General features: G+C 62.0%; 13 protein-coding genes. 5 read left to right on the top strand and 8 right to left on the bottom strand.

Translation table 11 applies throughout. The features are described from left to right. Positions 1-11: 11 nt before the first annotated feature. The 5 genes from PFEN_RS26895 to PFEN_RS26875 form a co-directional block, all read right to left on the bottom strand. Positions 12-1,259 carry an ABC transporter permease gene (locus PFEN_RS26895; RefSeq protein WP_191489632.1) on the bottom strand — a complete coding sequence of 416 codons (1,248 nt, stop codon included), beginning with the start codon at positions 1,257-1,259 and terminating at the stop codon, positions 12-14. Positions 1,260-1,536: 277 nt separating this feature from the next. After that, the gene (locus PFEN_RS26890) at positions 1,537-2,577 is read right to left on the bottom strand and encodes an ABC transporter substrate-binding protein (RefSeq protein WP_191489631.1); all 1,041 of its coding nucleotides are present in this window, start codon (positions 2,575-2,577) and stop codon (positions 1,537-1,539) included. 69 nt (positions 2,578-2,646) lie between these two features. Continuing rightward, on the bottom strand, positions 2,647-3,771 hold the full coding sequence (locus tag PFEN_RS26885) for an ABC transporter ATP-binding protein (protein ID WP_191489630.1): 1,125 nt from the start codon (positions 3,769-3,771) through the stop codon (positions 2,647-2,649). Between the two features lie 269 nt (positions 3,772-4,040). Beyond that, positions 4,041-4,676 (bottom strand): response regulator transcription factor, encoded by a 636-nt coding sequence (locus PFEN_RS26880; protein ID WP_191489629.1) that lies wholly within the window; start codon positions 4,674-4,676, stop codon positions 4,041-4,043. After that, positions 4,673-7,114: a PAS domain S-box protein gene (locus PFEN_RS26875; RefSeq protein ID WP_191489628.1), complete on the bottom strand. Its 2,442-nt coding sequence runs from the start codon at positions 7,112-7,114 to the stop codon at positions 4,673-4,675. Before PFEN_RS26875 ends, PFEN_RS26880 begins: the two co-directional genes overlap by 4 nt. Before the next feature lie 72 nt (positions 7,115-7,186). Between PFEN_RS26875 and PFEN_RS26870 the strand changes: the two genes are divergently transcribed. Then, the gene (locus PFEN_RS26870) at positions 7,187-8,176 is read left to right on the top strand and encodes an alpha/beta hydrolase family protein (RefSeq protein ID WP_191489627.1); all 990 of its coding nucleotides are present in this window, start codon (positions 7,187-7,189) and stop codon (positions 8,174-8,176) included. Between the two features lie 163 nt (positions 8,177-8,339). Here the strand turns inward: PFEN_RS26870 and PFEN_RS26865 are convergent, their stop codons facing one another. The 3 genes from PFEN_RS26865 to PFEN_RS26855 are packed head-to-tail and all read right to left on the bottom strand — an operon-like array spanning position 8,340 to position 10,803. Continuing rightward, positions 8,340-9,107 (bottom strand): TerB family tellurite resistance protein, encoded by a 768-nt coding sequence (locus PFEN_RS26865; protein WP_191490265.1) that lies wholly within the window; start codon positions 9,105-9,107, stop codon positions 8,340-8,342. 2 nt (positions 9,108-9,109) lie between these two features. Next, complete coding sequence (gene murU, locus PFEN_RS26860; RefSeq protein WP_191489626.1) at positions 9,110-9,781, bottom strand: N-acetylmuramate alpha-1-phosphate uridylyltransferase MurU; 672 nt, start codon at positions 9,779-9,781, stop codon at positions 9,110-9,112. Continuing rightward, on the bottom strand, positions 9,778-10,803 hold the full coding sequence (locus PFEN_RS26855) for an aminoglycoside phosphotransferase family protein (RefSeq protein ID WP_191489625.1): 1,026 nt from the start codon (positions 10,801-10,803) through the stop codon (positions 9,778-9,780). Before PFEN_RS26855 ends, murU begins: the two co-directional genes overlap by 4 nt. Before the next feature lie 130 nt (positions 10,804-10,933). On the opposite strand from PFEN_RS26855, the gene PFEN_RS26850 reads away from it, so the two are divergent. The 4 genes from PFEN_RS26850 to rsmA are packed head-to-tail and all read left to right on the top strand — an operon-like array spanning position 10,934 to position 16,842. Beyond that, positions 10,934-13,744 (top strand): LPS-assembly protein LptD, encoded by a 2,811-nt coding sequence (locus PFEN_RS26850; protein ID WP_191489624.1) that lies wholly within the window; start codon positions 10,934-10,936, stop codon positions 13,742-13,744. Continuing rightward, positions 13,725-15,041, top strand: coding sequence for a peptidylprolyl isomerase (locus tag PFEN_RS26845; RefSeq protein ID WP_191489623.1), 1,317 nt, complete (start codon positions 13,725-13,727; stop codon positions 15,039-15,041). The genes PFEN_RS26850 and PFEN_RS26845 overlap by 20 nt, the downstream gene beginning before the upstream one ends. Further along, positions 15,038-16,027 carry a 4-hydroxythreonine-4-phosphate dehydrogenase PdxA gene (gene pdxA / locus PFEN_RS26840; RefSeq protein WP_191489622.1) on the top strand — a complete coding sequence of 330 codons (990 nt, stop codon included), beginning with the start codon at positions 15,038-15,040 and terminating at the stop codon, positions 16,025-16,027. Before PFEN_RS26845 ends, pdxA begins: the two co-directional genes overlap by 4 nt. After that, a complete protein-coding gene (gene rsmA, locus PFEN_RS26835; RefSeq protein ID WP_191489621.1) occupies positions 16,024-16,842 on the top strand; it encodes a 16S rRNA (adenine(1518)-N(6)/adenine(1519)-N(6))-dimethyltransferase RsmA in 819 nt (272 codons plus the stop codon). Before pdxA ends, rsmA begins: the two co-directional genes overlap by 4 nt. The last annotated feature ends 72 nt before the right edge of the window (positions 16,843-16,914 follow it).

The raw sequence follows: 16,914 nt of genomic DNA, 5'->3' as shown, positions 1-16,914 counted from the left end.
TCTTATTCTCCTTAGCTCAGGCGCAGGCGGCTGGCGCCCACCAACCGGCTGTAAATCAGGTACAGGATCACGGTCGCCAGCAGCAGCAAGCCACCCAATGCGGTCGCCATGCCCCAGTTGATGCTGGTGTTGGTGTAGAAGGCGACGAAGTAGCTGACCATCTGGTCGTTCGGGCTACCCAACAACGCCGGGGTGATGTAGTAACCAATCGCCAGGATGAACACCAGCAGGCAACCCGCGCCAACACCGGCGTAGGTCTGCGGGAAATACACCCGCCAGAAGCTGGCGAAGGGGTGACAGCCGAGGGAAATCGCGGCGCGCATATAGGTCGGCGAGATGCCTTTCATCACGCTGTAGATCGGCAGGATCATGAACGGCAGCAGGATGTGCACCATCGAGATGTAGACGCCGGTGCGGTTGAAGACCAGTTCGAGCGGCTTGTCGATCACGCCCATGGCCATCAACGCGCTGTTGATCAGGCCGCCGGACTGCAGCAGCACGATCCAAGCCGCGACCCGTACCAGGATCGAGGTCCAGAACGGCAACAGCACGAGGATCATCAGCAGGTTGCTTTGCCGTGACGGCAGGTTTGCCAGCAGGTAGGCCAGCGGATACGCCAGCACCAGGCAGATAGCGGTGATCACCAACCCCATCCAGAAAGTGCGGGCAAAGATATCGAGGTAGATCGCCTGATCGGGGGTGGCCGGGGCCAGCTCACCGAGGTCGTCGATCCGATGGTCGACGGCCGCCAGCAGGTAGTAAGGGGTGATGCTGCTGGTGTTGCGACGGATCGCCTGCCAATAGGCCGGATCCCCCCAGCGTTCGTCGAGGGCCTCCAGTGCTTCTTTATAGGAGGCGGGTTCGGTCTTGAACGGCAAGGCACGCGCGGTCTTGGTCAGCAGGCTGCGGTAGCCGGCCAGTTCCATGTTCAGGCGCTTGGACAGATCGCCCAGCGTCTGGTTCTTGCGGGCGTCACCAAGGTCCTCGCTCAAGGCCTTGTAGACCGGTTCGCCGGGCAGGCTTTTGCCGTCCCAGGCCGCGACGGCCACCACGGTGCGCGGCATGGCGCCGACCACTTCCGGGTTACCGACGCTTTTATAGAGCAGCGCCACGATGGGTACCAGAAACACCAGCAGCAGAAACAGCACCAGCGGTGCAATCAAGGCCTGGGACTTCCAGCGGTTGACCCGCTCGGCATGCGCCAGGCGCTGCTTCAAGGTGGGACTGGTGACCTCGTTCAGAGGAACGGTGAGGGCCATGGCGAACTCCGGAATTCTTTTATTGTGACAGCGGGTGGCGCCCCGCTTCGGGACACCGCCTGTTGTTCTTCTGAAACACACAAACCCAGCAGGCTGAACACGCTCTTTGTAGGAGCAGGGCTTGTCAGATCGCCGCACCGCCACGCAGGCGGCCTTGAAACTGCCAAAAGCGTCGTCGGAACGCCGCCCGGACCAAGCCCAGCTCCTACCGGTTACGTGGCGCCTGCAAGACCGGGGCCCCGCAGGTTACGCCACGTAGTACCCGGGGCCTGCGGTATTACTTGGCCGCCCAGGCGTTGAAGCGCTGCTCCAACTGCTCACCGTTGTCCGCCCAGAAGCCGACGTCGATCTGCACCTGGTTGGCGATGTTTTCCGGGGTGGTCGGCATATCTTTCAGGATCGCCTTGTCAAGCAACGGTACTGCCTGGGTGTTGGCCGGACCGTAGGCGATGTTTTCCGAGTAGATCTTCTGCTGCGGCGGCGCTACCGAGAACGCGATGAATTTCTTCGCGGCGTCAAGACGTTCGCCTTTCAAGCCTTTTGGAATCGCCCAGGAGTCGAAGTCATAGACACCGCCGTTCCAGACGACCTTCAGATTGCTTTCCTTCTGTACCGCGGCAATCCGCCCGTTGTAGGCCGAGCTCATCACCACGTCACCGGAGGCCAGGTACTGTGGTGGCTGCGCACCGGCTTCCCACCACTGGATATTCGGCTTCAGTTCATCGAGCTTCTTGAACGCACGGTCCTGACCATCCTTGCCCGCCAGTACCTTGTAAACGTCTTTCGGCGCCACGCCATCAGCCATCAAAGCGAATTCCAGGGTGTACTTGGCGCCCTTGCGCAGGCCACGCTTGCCCGGAAACTTCTTGGTGTCCCAGAAATCGGCCCAGCTGGTCGGTGCGGTTTTCACTTTGTCGGCGTTGTAGGCCAGGACCGTCGACCAGACGAAGAAGCCAACACCACAGGGCTGGATGGCCCCCTTGACGTAGTCCGCGCCCTTGCCGAACAGCGCTGGGTCGAGGGGTTCGAACATGTCTTCGTCACAACCGCGAGACAACTCGGGCGACTCGACTTCCACCAGGTCCCAGGACACGCTCTTGGTGTCGACCATGGCCTTGACCTTGGCCATCTCACCGTTGTACTCACCCGCGACGATCTTGCCCTTGCCCGCCGCCTCCCACGGCGCATAGAACGCCTTGACCTGCGCGGCCTTGTTCGCGCCACCAAAGGACACCACGGTCAGGTCGGTCGCCGCCATGGCATTTGCCGCGCACATCAGCCCAAGGGTCAGGGCGCTGAATTTCAGGGATTTAAGCATTTATTCTTCTCTCCACAGTGCAGGTTGGTGAAGCACGGGGCGATGGATTCGCCTCTTGGGTTACCGCGGTCAGCTGGCGTCCAGTAACGGATCGAGCGCGCGAACGTGCTCCACCTGCCAGCCAAGGGGTACGACGTCGCCGACCGCCAGGGCCGGATCCAGCTCGGCAATCGGCTGTTTCACGAAAAAGTCGGTCTTGCCACAGACTTCCAGGCGCACACGCACGTGATCGCCCAAGTAGATGAACTCGGCCACGCGGCCCGAGAAGCGGTTCACGCAGGACTCGCTGGAACCGTTGAGGCTGATGCGCTCCGGGCGGATCGACAGGGTCACCGGCTCGCCGGTCTTGCCGACGTTCACCGCCAGCGCCTCGACCTTCTCGCCACGACCGAGCTCGACCACGCAACGATCACCGGTACGGCTGTGCAGACGGCCATTGAGGCGGTTGTTCTCGCCGATGAAGTTGGCGACGAAGGTGTTTTTCGGCTCTTCATAGAGAGTGCGCGGTGGCGCGATCTGCTGGATCTCGCCCTGGTGGAACACCGCCACGCGGTCGGACATGGTCAGAGCTTCGCCCTGATCGTGGGTCACGTAGACCACGGTCACGCCCAAGCGTTGGTGCAGGTGCTTGATTTCCATCTGCATGTGCTCGCGCAATTGCTTATCCAGTGCACCGAGGGGCTCGTCCATCAACACCAGCTGTGGCTCGAACACCAGCGCCCGGGCCAATGCCACCCGCTGCTGCTGGCCGCCGGACAACTGCGCCGGATAGCGCTGGGCGAACTTGTCGAGCTGGACCATGCCCAGCACCCGCTTGACCCGTTCGCCAACGTCGGTCTTGCTCAAACCGCGCACGGTCAACGGGAATGCCAGGTTCTCGGCAACGGTCATGTGCGGGAACAGGGCATAGTTCTGGAACACCATGCCGATGTCGCGCTTGTGCGGCGGAACATTGTTGATCGAGCGTCCGGCCAACAGGATCTCGCCGGCGGTCGGGGTTTCGAACCCGGCCAGCATCATCAGGCTGGTGGTTTTGCCGGAACCGGAAGGCCCGAGCAGGGTAAGGAATTCGCCTTTGCGAATGTCCAGGTTGAGGTCTTTGACGATCAGGTTCTCACCGTCGTAGCTTTTTTGTACGCCACGAAAGCTGACCAGTACATCGTTCGCCCCAGCGCTTGAATCGACCTCGCTCATACCCTCACCTTTTTGTTTTGGACTGCCGTGGAGCTAAGCCTAGTGAAGGCTCACCGCAGCGCAAATCGGGGGGGGAGAGAGATTGGCCTCAGCCGTCTGGAAGAATTGGGGTAGGGATCGCCCTACAAGGATGGCGGGATTGGATAAGCCCGCGGGCGGTTCCCGTCGCAAAGGCCCGGAACAGCGTCAAACGACTGCCCGATCTTGTCGTAAATGGATATGCACACACCTTTTTTGTGGGAGCGCGCTCCTACAGAGGAGGCGCGGGTTCAGAGCAGTTTGTGCTCCATTGCGTATTTCACCAGCTCGGCCAACGAGGTGATGTGCAGTTTTTGCATCAATCGCGCCTTGTGGGTGCTGATGGTCTTGCTGCTCAGCGCCAGTTGCTGGGCGATATCGTTGACGTTGGCACCCTGGGCCAGGCGTTCGAACACCGAAAACTCGCGTTCCGAGAGCAAGGCGTGCAGCGGCCGCGCATCGGTCAGGCCAACTTCGAAGACCATCCGGTCGGCCAGGTCCGGGTCAATGTAGCGACCGCCGGCCGCAACCTTGCGGATCGCTGTCAGCAACAGCGCCGGATCGCTGTCCTTGGTGGCGTAGCCGGCGGCACCGATCTTGAGGGCTCGTGCCGCCATCTGCGCCTCGTCGTGCATGGACAGCACCAGGATCGCCGGGGGATTGTTCAACGCGCGAATCCGTGGAATCGCCTCCAGGCCGTTGACGCCGGGCATGGAGATATCCAGCAGCACCACCTCGCAGGGTGTGTGGCGCAGGGCTTCGAGCAGTTGCTCACCATTGCTGGCCTCACCTACCACCGACAGGTCCTTGGCCAGACCGATCAACTGCTTGATGCCCTCGCGGACAATGGTGTGGTCTTCTGCTACCAGTACGCGGATCACGTTCATCTCCCGGTTGAATCAGTTGGACCGCTATCGCCGGCAATCAAGGCCTGTTCATCCAGCGGTACCCGTACGCTCAGGGTCGTCCCCTCCCCCAGCTCACTTTCCAGTTGCATAGTGCCGCCGAGCATCAACACCCGCTCACGCATGCCCACCACCCCAAAGGAGGCCGGCCTGTCGTCAGTAGCGACAAATCCGACACCATCATCACTGATGGTCAGGCACAAATCCTCGCCTTCGATCGCCAACGTCAGTTCAACAGTATGCGCCTGGGCATGGCGCATGACATTGGTCAGTGCTTCCTGAAGGATACGGAACAGGCCAATGGCTTTCGCATCACTGAGCGCCGGAACATGCTCTGGCACTTGCACCAGGCAGGGAATCTGGGTCCGAGCCTCGAACCGCCGGGCCTGCCACTCGATGGCCGAAGCAATACCCGCATCGAGAATCGGTGGGCGCAAGGCGGTCGCCACATCCCGGACCAACTGGAATAACTGGGCAATCAGCTTCTTCATGCTGTTGAGCCGCTCATTCAAGCCGGGATCGAGCTGGGCATAGGCCAGCTCGCACATGGAGGTTTCCAGCTTGAGCACGGTGAGCATCTGGCCCAGCTCGTCGTGAACTTCCCGGGCGATACGGGCTTTTTCCTCTTCACGGACGCTTTCCAGGTGGGCTGACAGTTCACGCAACTGTTCGCGGGAGGCTGCCAGCTCCAGCTCGATGCGCTTGCTTTCGCTGATATCCCAGACGATACCGTCCCAGACCACGCTGCCATCCTCCAGGCGACGGCTGATAGCCTTGATCTCGGCCCAGCGCTGCTGACCTTCGCGGGTCATGATCCGCCCTTGCCAGGACCAGTCGCTGTTCGCATCCAGTGCCCGATCCTGGGTCTGCTGGTAACTGGCCTTGTCATCCGCATGCACCAGGCTGCGCAGCCCGATGCCCGGTTGGCGCAGGATCGCCGGGGCGTAACCCACCAGGCTTTCACTGCCCTCGCTGATGTAGGGAAAATGCAGCTCGCCGGTCAGGGGCACACGCTCCAGGCGAAACACCAGGCCCGGCACATTGGCCGCGATCGCCTTCAAGCGTGCTTCGCTTTCCTGCACCGCCGCCAGCGCGCGGCGGCGCTCGGTGACGTCGTTCAGATAGACCACCAGGTATTCGCTTTCGCGAAAGCGCAAAAAACTCAACGACACATCGGCGGGCAGAACACTGCCATCAGCGCGAATACACTGGGTTTCAAAGCTTTGCACCCCCTCTTCATTGGCCCGGGCGCGCTTCCACAGGTTCAGCCAGCGATCCATGTGCAGGTTGGGCTCGAAGTCGATCAACGGGCGGTCGAACACCCCGCCCGGCGGATAACCGAGCATTTCTTCCGCCGCTCGGTTGGCATAACGGACATGACTGTCCCAGTTGACCCAGAGAATCCCCACCGTGCTCTGATCGATGGAAAACTGGGTCAAGCGCAGGGCTTCCTCGCTCGCCTCGCGCCGGGCAAGGTTTTCCCGGGCCGCGAGTAACTCGTGCTCCAGGCTGTGCTGCTGGCGACGCAGCCAGAAAACAATGGCCAAGCCTGCCAGCAGCAGCACCGCCAGCAGCAAGCACAGGTTTTGCCAGAAACCGGGCGACTCGGCCAGACGTGGATACTTCGGTTGCAGCCAACGGGCATGCAATTGCTCCAGATCCCGGGCCGGGATGGCGTGCAGGGCCTTTTCCACGATACCGGCCAGTTCCGGCCAGTCACGCCGCGTCGCAACCCGCAGCAGTTGCGGAAAGCCGATATCGCCGACCACTGCCAGTCCGGCGAACTCCTCCTCACTGGACAAGCGACCGAGCTGCGCCTCATCGATCACCGCGTAGCGGGCCTGCTGGCTCACCAACAATTGCAGGGCCTGCCGCTCCAGGGGGACACCCTGCAGATTGAGGCTGGGGTATGTGCCGCGCAGGTAGTCGGCGACCACGCTGGGCATGCGCACGGCCACGCGGGTCTGGCTGTCGAGTTTTTCCAGCTCCACGGCGCCCGCCCCGTTGCGCTCACCGACCACCAGTTGCGGTACGCGCATGTACGGATCGGAGAACAGCCACAGGTGCAACCCCGCCGGGGTCTGGGTCAACCCCGGCGCCAGGTCGATCTCACCCTCGCGCAAGGCTTTGTCCAGTTGCGCCTGATCGGGAAAGTTGCGCCAGGTCAGCTCGATATCGAGGCTGTTGGCGACCCAGTTCATGAGGTCCACATTGGCCCCGGACAACCGCTGCAAGCGGCGATCATATTGCGCATAGGGCGCCTGCAAGACCAGGCCGACCCGCAGCTCGCGATGCTGCTCGAGCCACTGGCGCTGCTCGCCGGACAAAGCGATAACCGGCCCAGGGGGAGCCGGAGCCGCCCAGGCGATCAAGGGAAAACACAAACAGCCGATAACCCACAGGCAGCAAAACCGTATCATCCGACGCTCACACACTGACAAATGCTGACCAACCCATTAGGCTGCCAGGATGACTCTGGCCTGGAAAATCCGATGCCCTTTCTCTACCGCCTGGCACTGCCTGCGCTGTGCCTGTCGCTGATACTACCCTGTGCCGCGCCAGTCCTGGCGGCTAATCCAACACCGGCCCCTACGCCAGCTCCCGCCGAAAAACCGGCGGAGCGCCAGCCCCTGCCCGAGCGTAGCCAGGACGACGCGGCCGCGCTGGAGCGGCAGTTGCCCCAGCAGGAACAACAGCAACTGCAGGCCGCAGGCGATAGCTTCCTGGCCTTGTGGAAACCGGCCAACACGCCCTCGCCCCTGGGTGCCGTGATCCTGGTTCCCGGTGCCGGCGAAACGGCGGACTGGCCCCAGGTGATCGGTCCGTTGCGCGGTAAGTTCCCGGATGCCAAGTGGAGCAGCCTGAGCCTGACCTTGCCGGATCTGCAAAGCGATGCGATCCAGCCGCGGGTGGCCGAGGCGCCCACGGCGCCGGCAGCGACCGCCAGCAACGGCAAGGACGCCAGCACCACGGCCAAACCCATCGAACAGGCGACCAGCGCTGAAGCCGAGGTGGTCGATCACGCCGCGGCACAAACCGCCGAAGACCAACTGAAGGCCGATGCAGAACGAATCTTCGCACGAATCGATGCGGCTATTGCCTACGCAAAACAGCAAAATGCTCGTAGCGTAGTTCTGTTGGGCCATGGCACCGGCGCTTACTGGGTGGCCCGCTATATGAGCGAGAAGCCCTCGCCGCAGATACAGAAACTGGTCCTGGTCGCCGCGCAGACCCCCACCAGCGCCACGCAGAACCTGGCGCAGCTCACCCCCGGACTGAAACTGGCAACGGCGGATTTCTTCTATCAGGACCGGCCGCTGGATCGCAAAGCCGCACTGGAGCGGTTGCAGGCCAGCAAGCGGCAGAAAACCTCGAGCTACAGCCAGGTTGCACTCAAGGCCCTGCCGGGCAACGCCGGCCAGGAACAATTGTTCCGACGCATTCGCGGCTGGTTGAATCCGCAGGATGTCGGCGGCCTCTGAGCACGGTCGGATACCGTCCTACCCACTGCGGCCAATACAAGGAGCCAGCTTGCTGGCGATGAGACCAGCAAGCCTCGCGCGGTCTGATTGGCCGCTATCGCCAGCAAGCCGACGCCTACCGGTACGGTGTTTTTCCGCAAAGCCCGCGGTTTCGCTCCAGGGCCTAACGAAAATCCCTGCGTTCGCGAATCAGCGAATAGGCATTGTGCAGGTCACGGGTCTTCTCCGTAGCCTCACGCACTTGCAAAGGCGTCGCCCCGCTGCCCGCAACCTTGTCGGGGTGGTGGCGGCTGAGCAGGCGTCGATAAGCCCGCTTGATTTGCGCCGGCTCGCTGTTGGCCGCCACCCCCAGTAACACAAGCGCCTCCTCGTAAGTCCCAGTACTGTTCGACAGCGACTTGCGACCGGGCTCGTAGTCATTGGCCAGGGCCTGGACCTGTTGCCTGGACCAGCCCAGCCATTTGCCCCAGAGCATGATCAGTTCACGCTCCGTCGACCCGACCCGGCCATCGGCCCAGACCATCCGCCAGCACGCCCGCAAAACGCCTTCGGCGGCATGGGGCTGCTGCTTCAGATGGTTCAGATAGCCGCGCAATCGATCATGCCCCGACTTGCCCCGGTTGAACGCGGCAATCGCCCGGCGCAGCGCCGCGTCGTGCATATCCAGTTGGCGCATTTCCTCGCGCGCCTGCTGGATATGTCCGTCGACCACCCGCCCATCACTCTTGGCCAACCGTCCCAGCAGGACGAACAGTAATTCATCGTTACGCAACGCGGGCTTGCCCCCCAGGCGTTCGCGCAAATGTGCGAGGCTGTGCAATTGCAGGCGCCGATCCAGCGCCTGTCCGAGCAATGCGCCCAACATGGCCCCCGGAATGCTGGCGATGGCAAAACCCGCCCCGGCTCCAATCAGAGTCCCTGGCCACAACATAATCACTGTCTCTCTTTCAACAATTGCTCGACTTGCGCCAGACGATCCAGCGTGCCGACATCTACCCAGTGTCCGCGCATGTGCTCTCCACTCACCCGTCCCTGCGCCATCGCCTCGCGCCACAGCGGCGCGATCTTGAAAGCACCGGCCGTGCAGGCGGCAAACAGTTTCGGGTGCAGGACTGAAATACCGCTATAGGTCAGTTTCTCGCCGACCGTTCCACCGTCATGCAATTGGCCGTCAAGCAGATTGAAGTCCCCGGACGGGTGATGCGCCGGATTGTCGACCATCACCAGATGTGCCAGCCCGCTGATCGGCCGACGCAGGGAGGCAAAATCATAGTCGGTCCAGATATCGCCATTGATCACCAGGAAAGGCTCCTCCCCCAGCAACGGCAATGCATGAAAAATACCGCCGCCGGTTTCCAGCGGCTCACCTTCGGGCGAATAGACGATATGCAGGCCATAGCGGGAGCCATCGCCCAGGTAGTCTTCGATTTGTTGCCCCAACCAGGCGTGGTTGATCACCACGTCCTTGAAGCCGGCGATAGCCAGCGCGCGCAGGTGATAGTCGATCAAGGGCGTACCCGCGGCCCGGATCAGTGGCTTGGGGGTGTGCAAGGTCAACGGGCGCATCCGCTCGCCTTTACCGGCGGCCAGAATCATCACCTTCATGACACGACACCTACCGGCTGACGCAGACCGGCCAACAACTCACCCAGCTCGGCCAGCTCGGGGCGGCGCGCCACCACCGCGTCTATATAGGCAAAGAAACGCGGCACATCCGCCAGATAACGCGGTTTGCCGTCCCGATGGCAGATCCGCGCAAAAATCCCGATCACTTTCAGATGGCGTTGCACGCCCATCAGGTCACTGGCCCGCAGGAACGCCTCGAAATCGGTCTGTACCGCGATCCCGGCGTCAACCGCCCGCTGCCAGTAGTCCCGTAGCCAGCCGTGGACCCGCGCTTCGGGCCAACTGAGGAAAGCGTCCTTGAACAGGCAGGTAATGTCGTAGGTCACCGGCCCGTAGACCGCATCCTGGAAATCCAGCACACCAGGGTTGGGCGTGCTGACCATCAGGTTGCGTGGCATATAGTCACGGTGCACCAGCACTTTCGGCTGGGCCAGGGCGCTGTCGATCAACAGGCCGCTGACCCGCTGCCACAGCGCCAATTGCGCGGGATCGAACGCACGCCCCAACTCATGCCCCACGTACCACTCGGGAAACAGTTCCAGCTCACGGCGCAACAACGCCACGTCATAACTGGGCAGTTCGCTGTCCATCGGCAGTTGCTGGAAAGCCAGCAAGGCGTCGATGGCATCGGCGAACAACCCATCGGCGTTGTCGGCGTCGATCACATCCAGATAGGTCTGGTTGCCCAGGTCGTTGAGCAAAAGAAAACCGTTTTCCAGATCCTGCGCGTAAATTTTCGGCACATTGATCGCGGATTTCGCCAGCAAATGGGCGATATCCACGAAAGGTTTGCAGTTTTCCCGGGGTGGCGGAGCATCCATCACGATCAGACTACGGCCCTCGCCCTCCCAGCGAAAATAGCGCCGAAAACTCGCATCGCTGCTGGCCGCGGTCAACGTGGCCGGGGGAATGGTGCCCCAACCTTCGACCTGGAAGAGCTTTTCCAACTGCAGATCCAGCCAAACTTTCAGGTGTTGCAAGCGTACATCTTGGTCAGGCATTACATGGGTCTCCGACGACGCTAGCCGTCAAGCGGGTGTTGCTTTATTATCCAGCATCTTTTTCTGACCATCGATAGGCGTGTGACCCCCACCGCGGGCAGATGGCACGCAGGAAGCCCGGACTAATAAGATGGCATTGAAATCCCCCGCGTTTCGTAAAAAATTCCCGTTGCTGGTTACCGGCGGTTTGCTGGCTCTGCAACCTCTTGCCACCCCATTCGCGGTCGCCGCGGAACAGTATGACTGTTCTGTCTCGACTTCCGGGTCCTGGGATTGCGCGCCCAAGACCACCACGGCCCAGTTGCCGCCACGTCCCGTGCATGACGGCAATGCCGAGGCCCTGGGCAGCAATGCCCCGGCGGACAGCGGTGCCAGCAGCGACAAGGCGGCCGGCCCGGTGCTGGTCACCGAGGCCAAGGGTCGCGGCCTGAAGTCGCGTAGCGCCGACTACAGTCACCTCGACTGGGTCCCGCGTGACAAGCTGACTGCCGCGCAGTTGGCCGAAGCCGGTCCTTATTGCTCTGGTTCCTATATCGAACCAATTCGTCCTGGCATGAATGACAAGACGAATAAAAGTGATGCACCGACCTTCATCGGCGCCAAAGCCTCGCGTTATGAGCAGGACAAGCAGGTCGCGACACTGGCCGGCGACGTGGTCATGCGCCAGGGCAGCATGCAGGTCGAAGCCGACGAAGCCAGCCTGTATCAAGCGGAAAACCGTGGCGAGCTGAACGGCAACGTTCGTGTTCGCGACCAGGGCGCCCTGCTGGTCGGCGACCATGCCGAGGTGCAGTTGGACACCGGCGAATCGCAGGTCGATAACGCCGAATATGTGATGCACAAGTCACGTGTGCGCGGCAGCGCGCTGTATGCCAAGCGCGCCGAGAACGCGATCATCCGCCTCAAGGACGGTACGTACACCACCTGCGAACCGAACAGCAACGCCTGGCAACTCAAGGGTAACAACATCACCCTGAACCCGGCGACCGGCTTCGGCACGGGGACCAACGTGACCTTGCGCGTCAAGGACATTCCGGTCTTCTATACCCCGTATATCTATTTCCCGATCGATGACCGTCGGCAATCCGGTTTCCTGCCGCCAAGCCTCTCCAGCGACAGCACCTCGGGTTTCAACCTGACCACGCCTTACTACTTCAACCTGGCACCGAACTACGATGCCACGTTGTATCCGCACTACATGAGCAAGCGCGGGATGTTGACCGAAGGCGAATTCCGCTACCTGACCAAGTCCAGCGAAGGGCAGTTCGGCGGCGCGGTCCTGAGCGACGAGAGCAACGACCGCGACAAGCAGTCGGATGCCACCAAAGATCGCTACATGGTCAACTGGCAGCACAAGGGCGGGCTGGATTCGCGGGTCCTGACCACGGTCGACTACACCAAGATCAGCGACCCGTACTACTTCCAGGATTTGCAGACCAACCAGCTCGGCGTCAAGAGCACTGACTATGTGAATCAGCAGGCCACGACCACCTATCGTGGTGACAGCTTTACCGCGCAGTTGAACGTGCAGGCCTATCAATTGGCGAGCGTGGCCGTTATCACGCCGTACAACCGCCTGCCGCAGATCACCTTCAACGGTACCTTGCCTTATCACCCGGAAGGGCTCAATTTCAGCTATGAAACTGAAGCCGTTCGCTTTGAGCGAAGCCTGGAAACCGGTACATTCTCCGACAAGGATGGCGTCACCACGCCACGCCTGGATACCAACGTGACCGGCCTGGCCCGCGCCAACGGCGACCGCCTTAACCTCAAGCCGGGGGTCAGCCTGCCACTCAACTGGACTTACGGTTTCATCACGCCGTCGCTCAAGTATCAGTACACCCAATACGATCTGGATCTGGGTTCGCAGGGTCAAACCGATATTGTGAACGCTCAGATTGCGGCTGCGGCAGCAGGCAAGGATTACGTTGGCGGGACCTACAGCCGATCGCAAAACCGTGGAGTCCCCATCGCCAGCATCGACAGCGGCCTGTATTTCGACCGCAGCACCGAGCTGTTCGGCACCAACTACCGCCAGACGCTGGAACCGCGCCTGTTCTATCTCTATGTTCCAGAGGAAGACCAGAAGAACATTCCCGTCTTCGATACCGGCGAGTACAGCTTCAACTATGCCTCGCTGTTCCGTGAAAACCGCTTCTCCGGCAACGACCGCGTCGGTGACGAGAACAAGCTGTCCCTGGGCGTCACCAGCCGCTGGATCGAGGACAACGGTTTCGAGCGTCAGCGCGTGAGTGTCGGCCAGGCGTACTACTTCAAGGATCGCGTCGTACAGTTGCCGGGCGTTGACTTCGCGACTCGCGCCGACGCCAAGACCAATGTCTCGCCGTATGCCCTGGAGTACGCCTACAACTTCAACCGCGACTGGCGTGCCACGGCCGACTACAACTGGGACCCGAAAAGTCACCAGCCACGGTCCGGCAGTGCAATGTTCCACTACCAGCCCGAAGACAACCCGAACAAGGTTATCAACGCCGGCTATCGCTATCGCAACGACCAGGTGATCTACAACCAGAACACCGGTCAATGGCAGTTCGGCGGCGACTACGGCACACCTGGCCAGCCAGGCTTCGTGAAGGACTACTACAAGATCGAGCAGCACGACTTCTCGGTCATCTGGCCGGTCGTGCCACAATGGAACGTCATCAGCCGCTGGCAGTACGACTACAACCGCAACCGTACGCTGGAGGCCTTCGGTGGCTTCGAGTACGACAACTGCTGCTGGAAAATGCGCCTGATCAACCGCTACTGGGTCCAGTATGACGAATTCAGTCAACAGGCTCCGCAAAACGAACGAGGCGACCACGGTATCTTCCTTCAGTTTGTACTGAAGGGCCTGGGTGGCGTCATGGGCAACAAGGTCGAGAGCTTCCTCGACAAAGGCATCCAAGGTTATCGTCAACGTGAAGATCAAGCTTTCTGATTGTCTGCGCCCGCTGATGCTGGGCGCGCTGGTCCTGAGCGCGGCGGTCCACGCCGCCGTGCAGCCCCTCGACACCGTCGCGGCCATCGTCGACAACGATGTGATCATGAAGAGCCAACTGGACCAGCGCGTCCACGAGGTTCAGCAGACCATCGCCAAGCGCGGCGGCGGCGTGCCGCCCACCAGTGTCCTCGACCAACAGGTCCTGGACCGCCTGATCGTCGAGAACCTGCAACTGCAGATCGGCGAGCGCTCCGGCATTCGCATCAGCGACGACGAGCTGAACCAGGCCATCGGTACCATCGCCCAGCGCAACAACATGAACATCGATCAATTCCGCGCCGCCCTGGCGCACGACGGCCTCTCCTACGAGGACGCCCGTGACCAGGTTCGCCGGGAAATGATCATCAGCCGCGTGCGTCAGCGCCGCGTCGCGGAGCGTATCCAGGTGTCGGAACAGGAAGTGAAGAACTTCCTCGCCTCGGACCTGGGCAAGATGCAGCTCTCCGAAGAACTGCACCTGGCCAATATCCTGATTTCGACCCCGGACAGCGCCAGCTCGCAAGCTATCCAGGCGGCAGCGGCCCAGGCCCAGGATGTCTACCGGCAACTCAAGCAAGGCGCCGACTTCAGTCAGTTGGCCATTGCCCGCTCCGGCAGCGATAACGCCCTGGAAGGCGGCGACATGGGCTGGCGCAAGCCGGCCCAGTTGCCACCACCGTTCGACCGCATGCTCAGCAGCATGGCGATTGGCGATATCAGCGAGCCAGTACGCACACCCGGTGGTTTCATCATCCTGAAAGTCCTGGAAAAGCGCGGTGGCGAGACACAGATGCGTGACGAAGTGCACGTTCGTCATATCCTGATCAAGCCCAACGCCATTCGCAGTGAAGCCGAAACCCAGGCCCTGGCGCAGAAGCTCTACGAGCGGATCTCCAACGGCGAAGACTTCGCCACCCTGGCCAAGAGCTTCTCGGAAGACCCGGGCTCGGCGCTCAACGGCGGCGACCTGAACTGGGTCGACCCGAACGCACTGGTACCGGAATTCCGCGAAGTGATGGCCAAGACCCCACAAGGCGTCCTGTCCAAACCGTTCAAGACCCAATATGGCTGGCACGTCCTGGAAGTCCTCGGCCGCCGCGCCACCGACAGCACCACCCAGGCCCGCGAACAGCAAGCGATGACCGTGCTGCGCAATCGCAAATACGATGAAGAGCTGCAAACCTGGCTGCGGCAGATCCGCGACGAAGCCTACGTTGAAATCAAGCTCCCCGGCGCGGAACAGGCGCCAAAGTGAAACCCCAGCGTTTCGCATTGACCCCCGGCGAGCCGGCGGGCATTGGTCCAGACCTTTGCCTGCTGCTCGCCTCGCAGCCCCAGCCTCACCCCCTGATCGCCATTACCAGTCGTGACCTGCTCCGTGAGCGGGCCACGCAACTGGGTGTGGCGGTCGACCTGCTGTCCGTGGCACCGGGCCAATGGCCCGATCAACCGGCACCCGCAGGCAGCCTGTATGTCTGGGATACCCCGCTGTCGACCGCCGTCGTCGCCGGGCAACTGGACAAGGCCAATGCGGCGTTTGTCCTGGAAACCCTGAGCCGTGCCGGCAACGGTTGCCTGGACGGCGATTTCGCCGGCATGATCACCGCCCCCGTGCACAAAGGCGTGATCAACGAATCCGGCATCGCCTTTTCCGGCCACACCGAATTCCTCGCCGACCTGACCCACACCGCCCAGGTGGTGATGATGCTGGCAACCGGTGGGCTGCGCGTGGCCCTGGTGACCACTCACCTGCCCCTGCGGCAGGTCGCCGATGCCATTACCGCGGAGCGCCTGGAGCGGGTCACCCGCATCCTGCATGACGACCTGCGGAAAAAGTTCGGTATCGCCCACCCACGCATCCTGGTCTGCGGGCTCAACCCCCATGCCGGCGAAGGCGGGCACCTGGGCCACGAAGAAATCGATATCATCGAACCGACATTGGAGCGCCTGCGCGGCGAAGGCATGGACCTGCGTGGCCCGCTGCCCGCCGACACTCTGTTTACCCCCAAATATCTGGAGCACTGCGACGCGGTGCTGGCGATGTACCACGACCAGGGCCTGCCCGTGCTGAAGTACAAAGGTTTCGGCGCCGCAGTCAACGTGACCCTGGGCTTGCCGATCATCCGTACTTCGGTCGACCACGGCACTGCCCTGGACCTGGCCGGCAGCGGCAACATCGACACCGGCAGCCTGCAAGTCGCCCTGGAAACCGCCTACCAGATGGCCGAGACCCGTTTATGACCGAGCAATACCAACACCGGGCGCGCAAGCGTTTCGGACAGAACTTCCTGCACGACGCCGGTGTGATCGACCGCATCCTGCGCGCCATCAATGCCAAGACCGAAGACCGCCTGCTGGAAATCGGCCCGGGCCAGGGCGCCCTGACCGAGGGCCTGCTGGACAGCGGCGCGCAACTGGATGTCGTTGAGCTGGACAAGGATCTGGTGCCGATCCTCAACCAGCAATTCGCCGGCCGGTCCAATTTCAGCCTGCACCAGGGCGATGCGCTGAAGTTCGACTTCACCCGCCTGAACCCGGCGCCCAACAGCCTGCGGGTGGTCGGCAACCTGCCCTACAACATCTCCACGCCGCTGATCTTTCACCTGCTGCACAACGCCAGTCTGATTCGCGACATGCACTTCATGCTGCAAAAGGAAGTGGTCGAGCGCCTCGCCGCGGGCCCCGGCGGTGGCGATTGGGGACGCCTGTCGATCATGGTCCAGTACCACTGCCGCGTGGAACACCTGTTCAATGTCGGCCCAGGCGCCTTCAACCCACCGCCCAAGGTCGACTCGGCCATCGTCCGCCTGGTGCCTCACGCCGTCCTCCCGCATCCGGCCAAGGATCACCGGCTACTCGAGCGCGTCGTTCGCGAAGCCTTCAACCAGCGCCGCAAAACCTTGCGCAACACCCTCAAGGCCCTGCTCAGCAATGCCGAGATCGAAGCCGCCGGTGTCGACGGCAGCCTGCGCCCGGAACAGCTCGACCTGGCCGCCTTCGTGCGCCTGGCCGACAAACTCAGTGAGCAGGTCGCCACGGCCCCCGACGCCAACTGATCTGCCGGGTAGCAGGCCAGCGTGCATGGCTGGCCTACTACCCGGGACTTGACCTAGACTGGGCTTCGTCCA

It is taken from the genome of Pseudomonas sp. FEN (assembly GCF_904067045.1).
Lineage (GTDB): Bacteria > Pseudomonadota > Gammaproteobacteria > Pseudomonadales > Pseudomonadaceae > Aquipseudomonas.
This window is presented reverse-complemented; position numbering and strand designations above follow the sequence as displayed.

What these genes read in the sequence shown, in the direction of transcription:
- PFEN_RS26895 (WP_191489632.1), bottom strand. Translation starts at nt 1,259, where the DNA reads ATGGCCCTCACCGTTCCTCTGAACGAGGTCACCAGTCCCACCTTGAAG.
- PFEN_RS26890 (WP_191489631.1), bottom strand. Translation starts at nt 2,577, where the DNA reads ATGCTTAAATCCCTGAAATTCAGCGCCCTGACCCTTGGGCTGATGTGC.
- PFEN_RS26885 (WP_191489630.1), bottom strand. Translation starts at nt 3,771, where the DNA reads ATGAGCGAGGTCGATTCAAGCGCTGGGGCGAACGATGTACTGGTCAGC.
- PFEN_RS26880 (WP_191489629.1), bottom strand. Translation starts at nt 4,676, where the DNA reads ATGAACGTGATCCGCGTACTGGTAGCAGAAGACCACACCATTGTCCGC.
- PFEN_RS26875 (WP_191489628.1), bottom strand. Translation starts at nt 7,114, where the DNA reads ATGATACGGTTTTGCTGCCTGTGGGTTATCGGCTGTTTGTGTTTTCCC.
- PFEN_RS26870 (WP_191489627.1), top strand. Translation starts at nt 7,187, where the DNA reads ATGCCCTTTCTCTACCGCCTGGCACTGCCTGCGCTGTGCCTGTCGCTG.
- PFEN_RS26865 (WP_191490265.1), bottom strand. Translation starts at nt 9,107, where the DNA reads ATGTTGTGGCCAGGGACTCTGATTGGAGCCGGGGCGGGTTTTGCCATC.
- murU (WP_191489626.1), bottom strand. Translation starts at nt 9,781, where the DNA reads ATGAAGGTGATGATTCTGGCCGCCGGTAAAGGCGAGCGGATGCGCCCG.
- PFEN_RS26855 (WP_191489625.1), bottom strand. Translation starts at nt 10,803, where the DNA reads ATGCCTGACCAAGATGTACGCTTGCAACACCTGAAAGTTTGGCTGGAT.
- PFEN_RS26850 (WP_191489624.1), top strand. Translation starts at nt 10,934, where the DNA reads ATGGCATTGAAATCCCCCGCGTTTCGTAAAAAATTCCCGTTGCTGGTT.
- rsmA (WP_191489621.1), top strand. Translation starts at nt 16,024, where the DNA reads ATGACCGAGCAATACCAACACCGGGCGCGCAAGCGTTTCGGACAGAAC.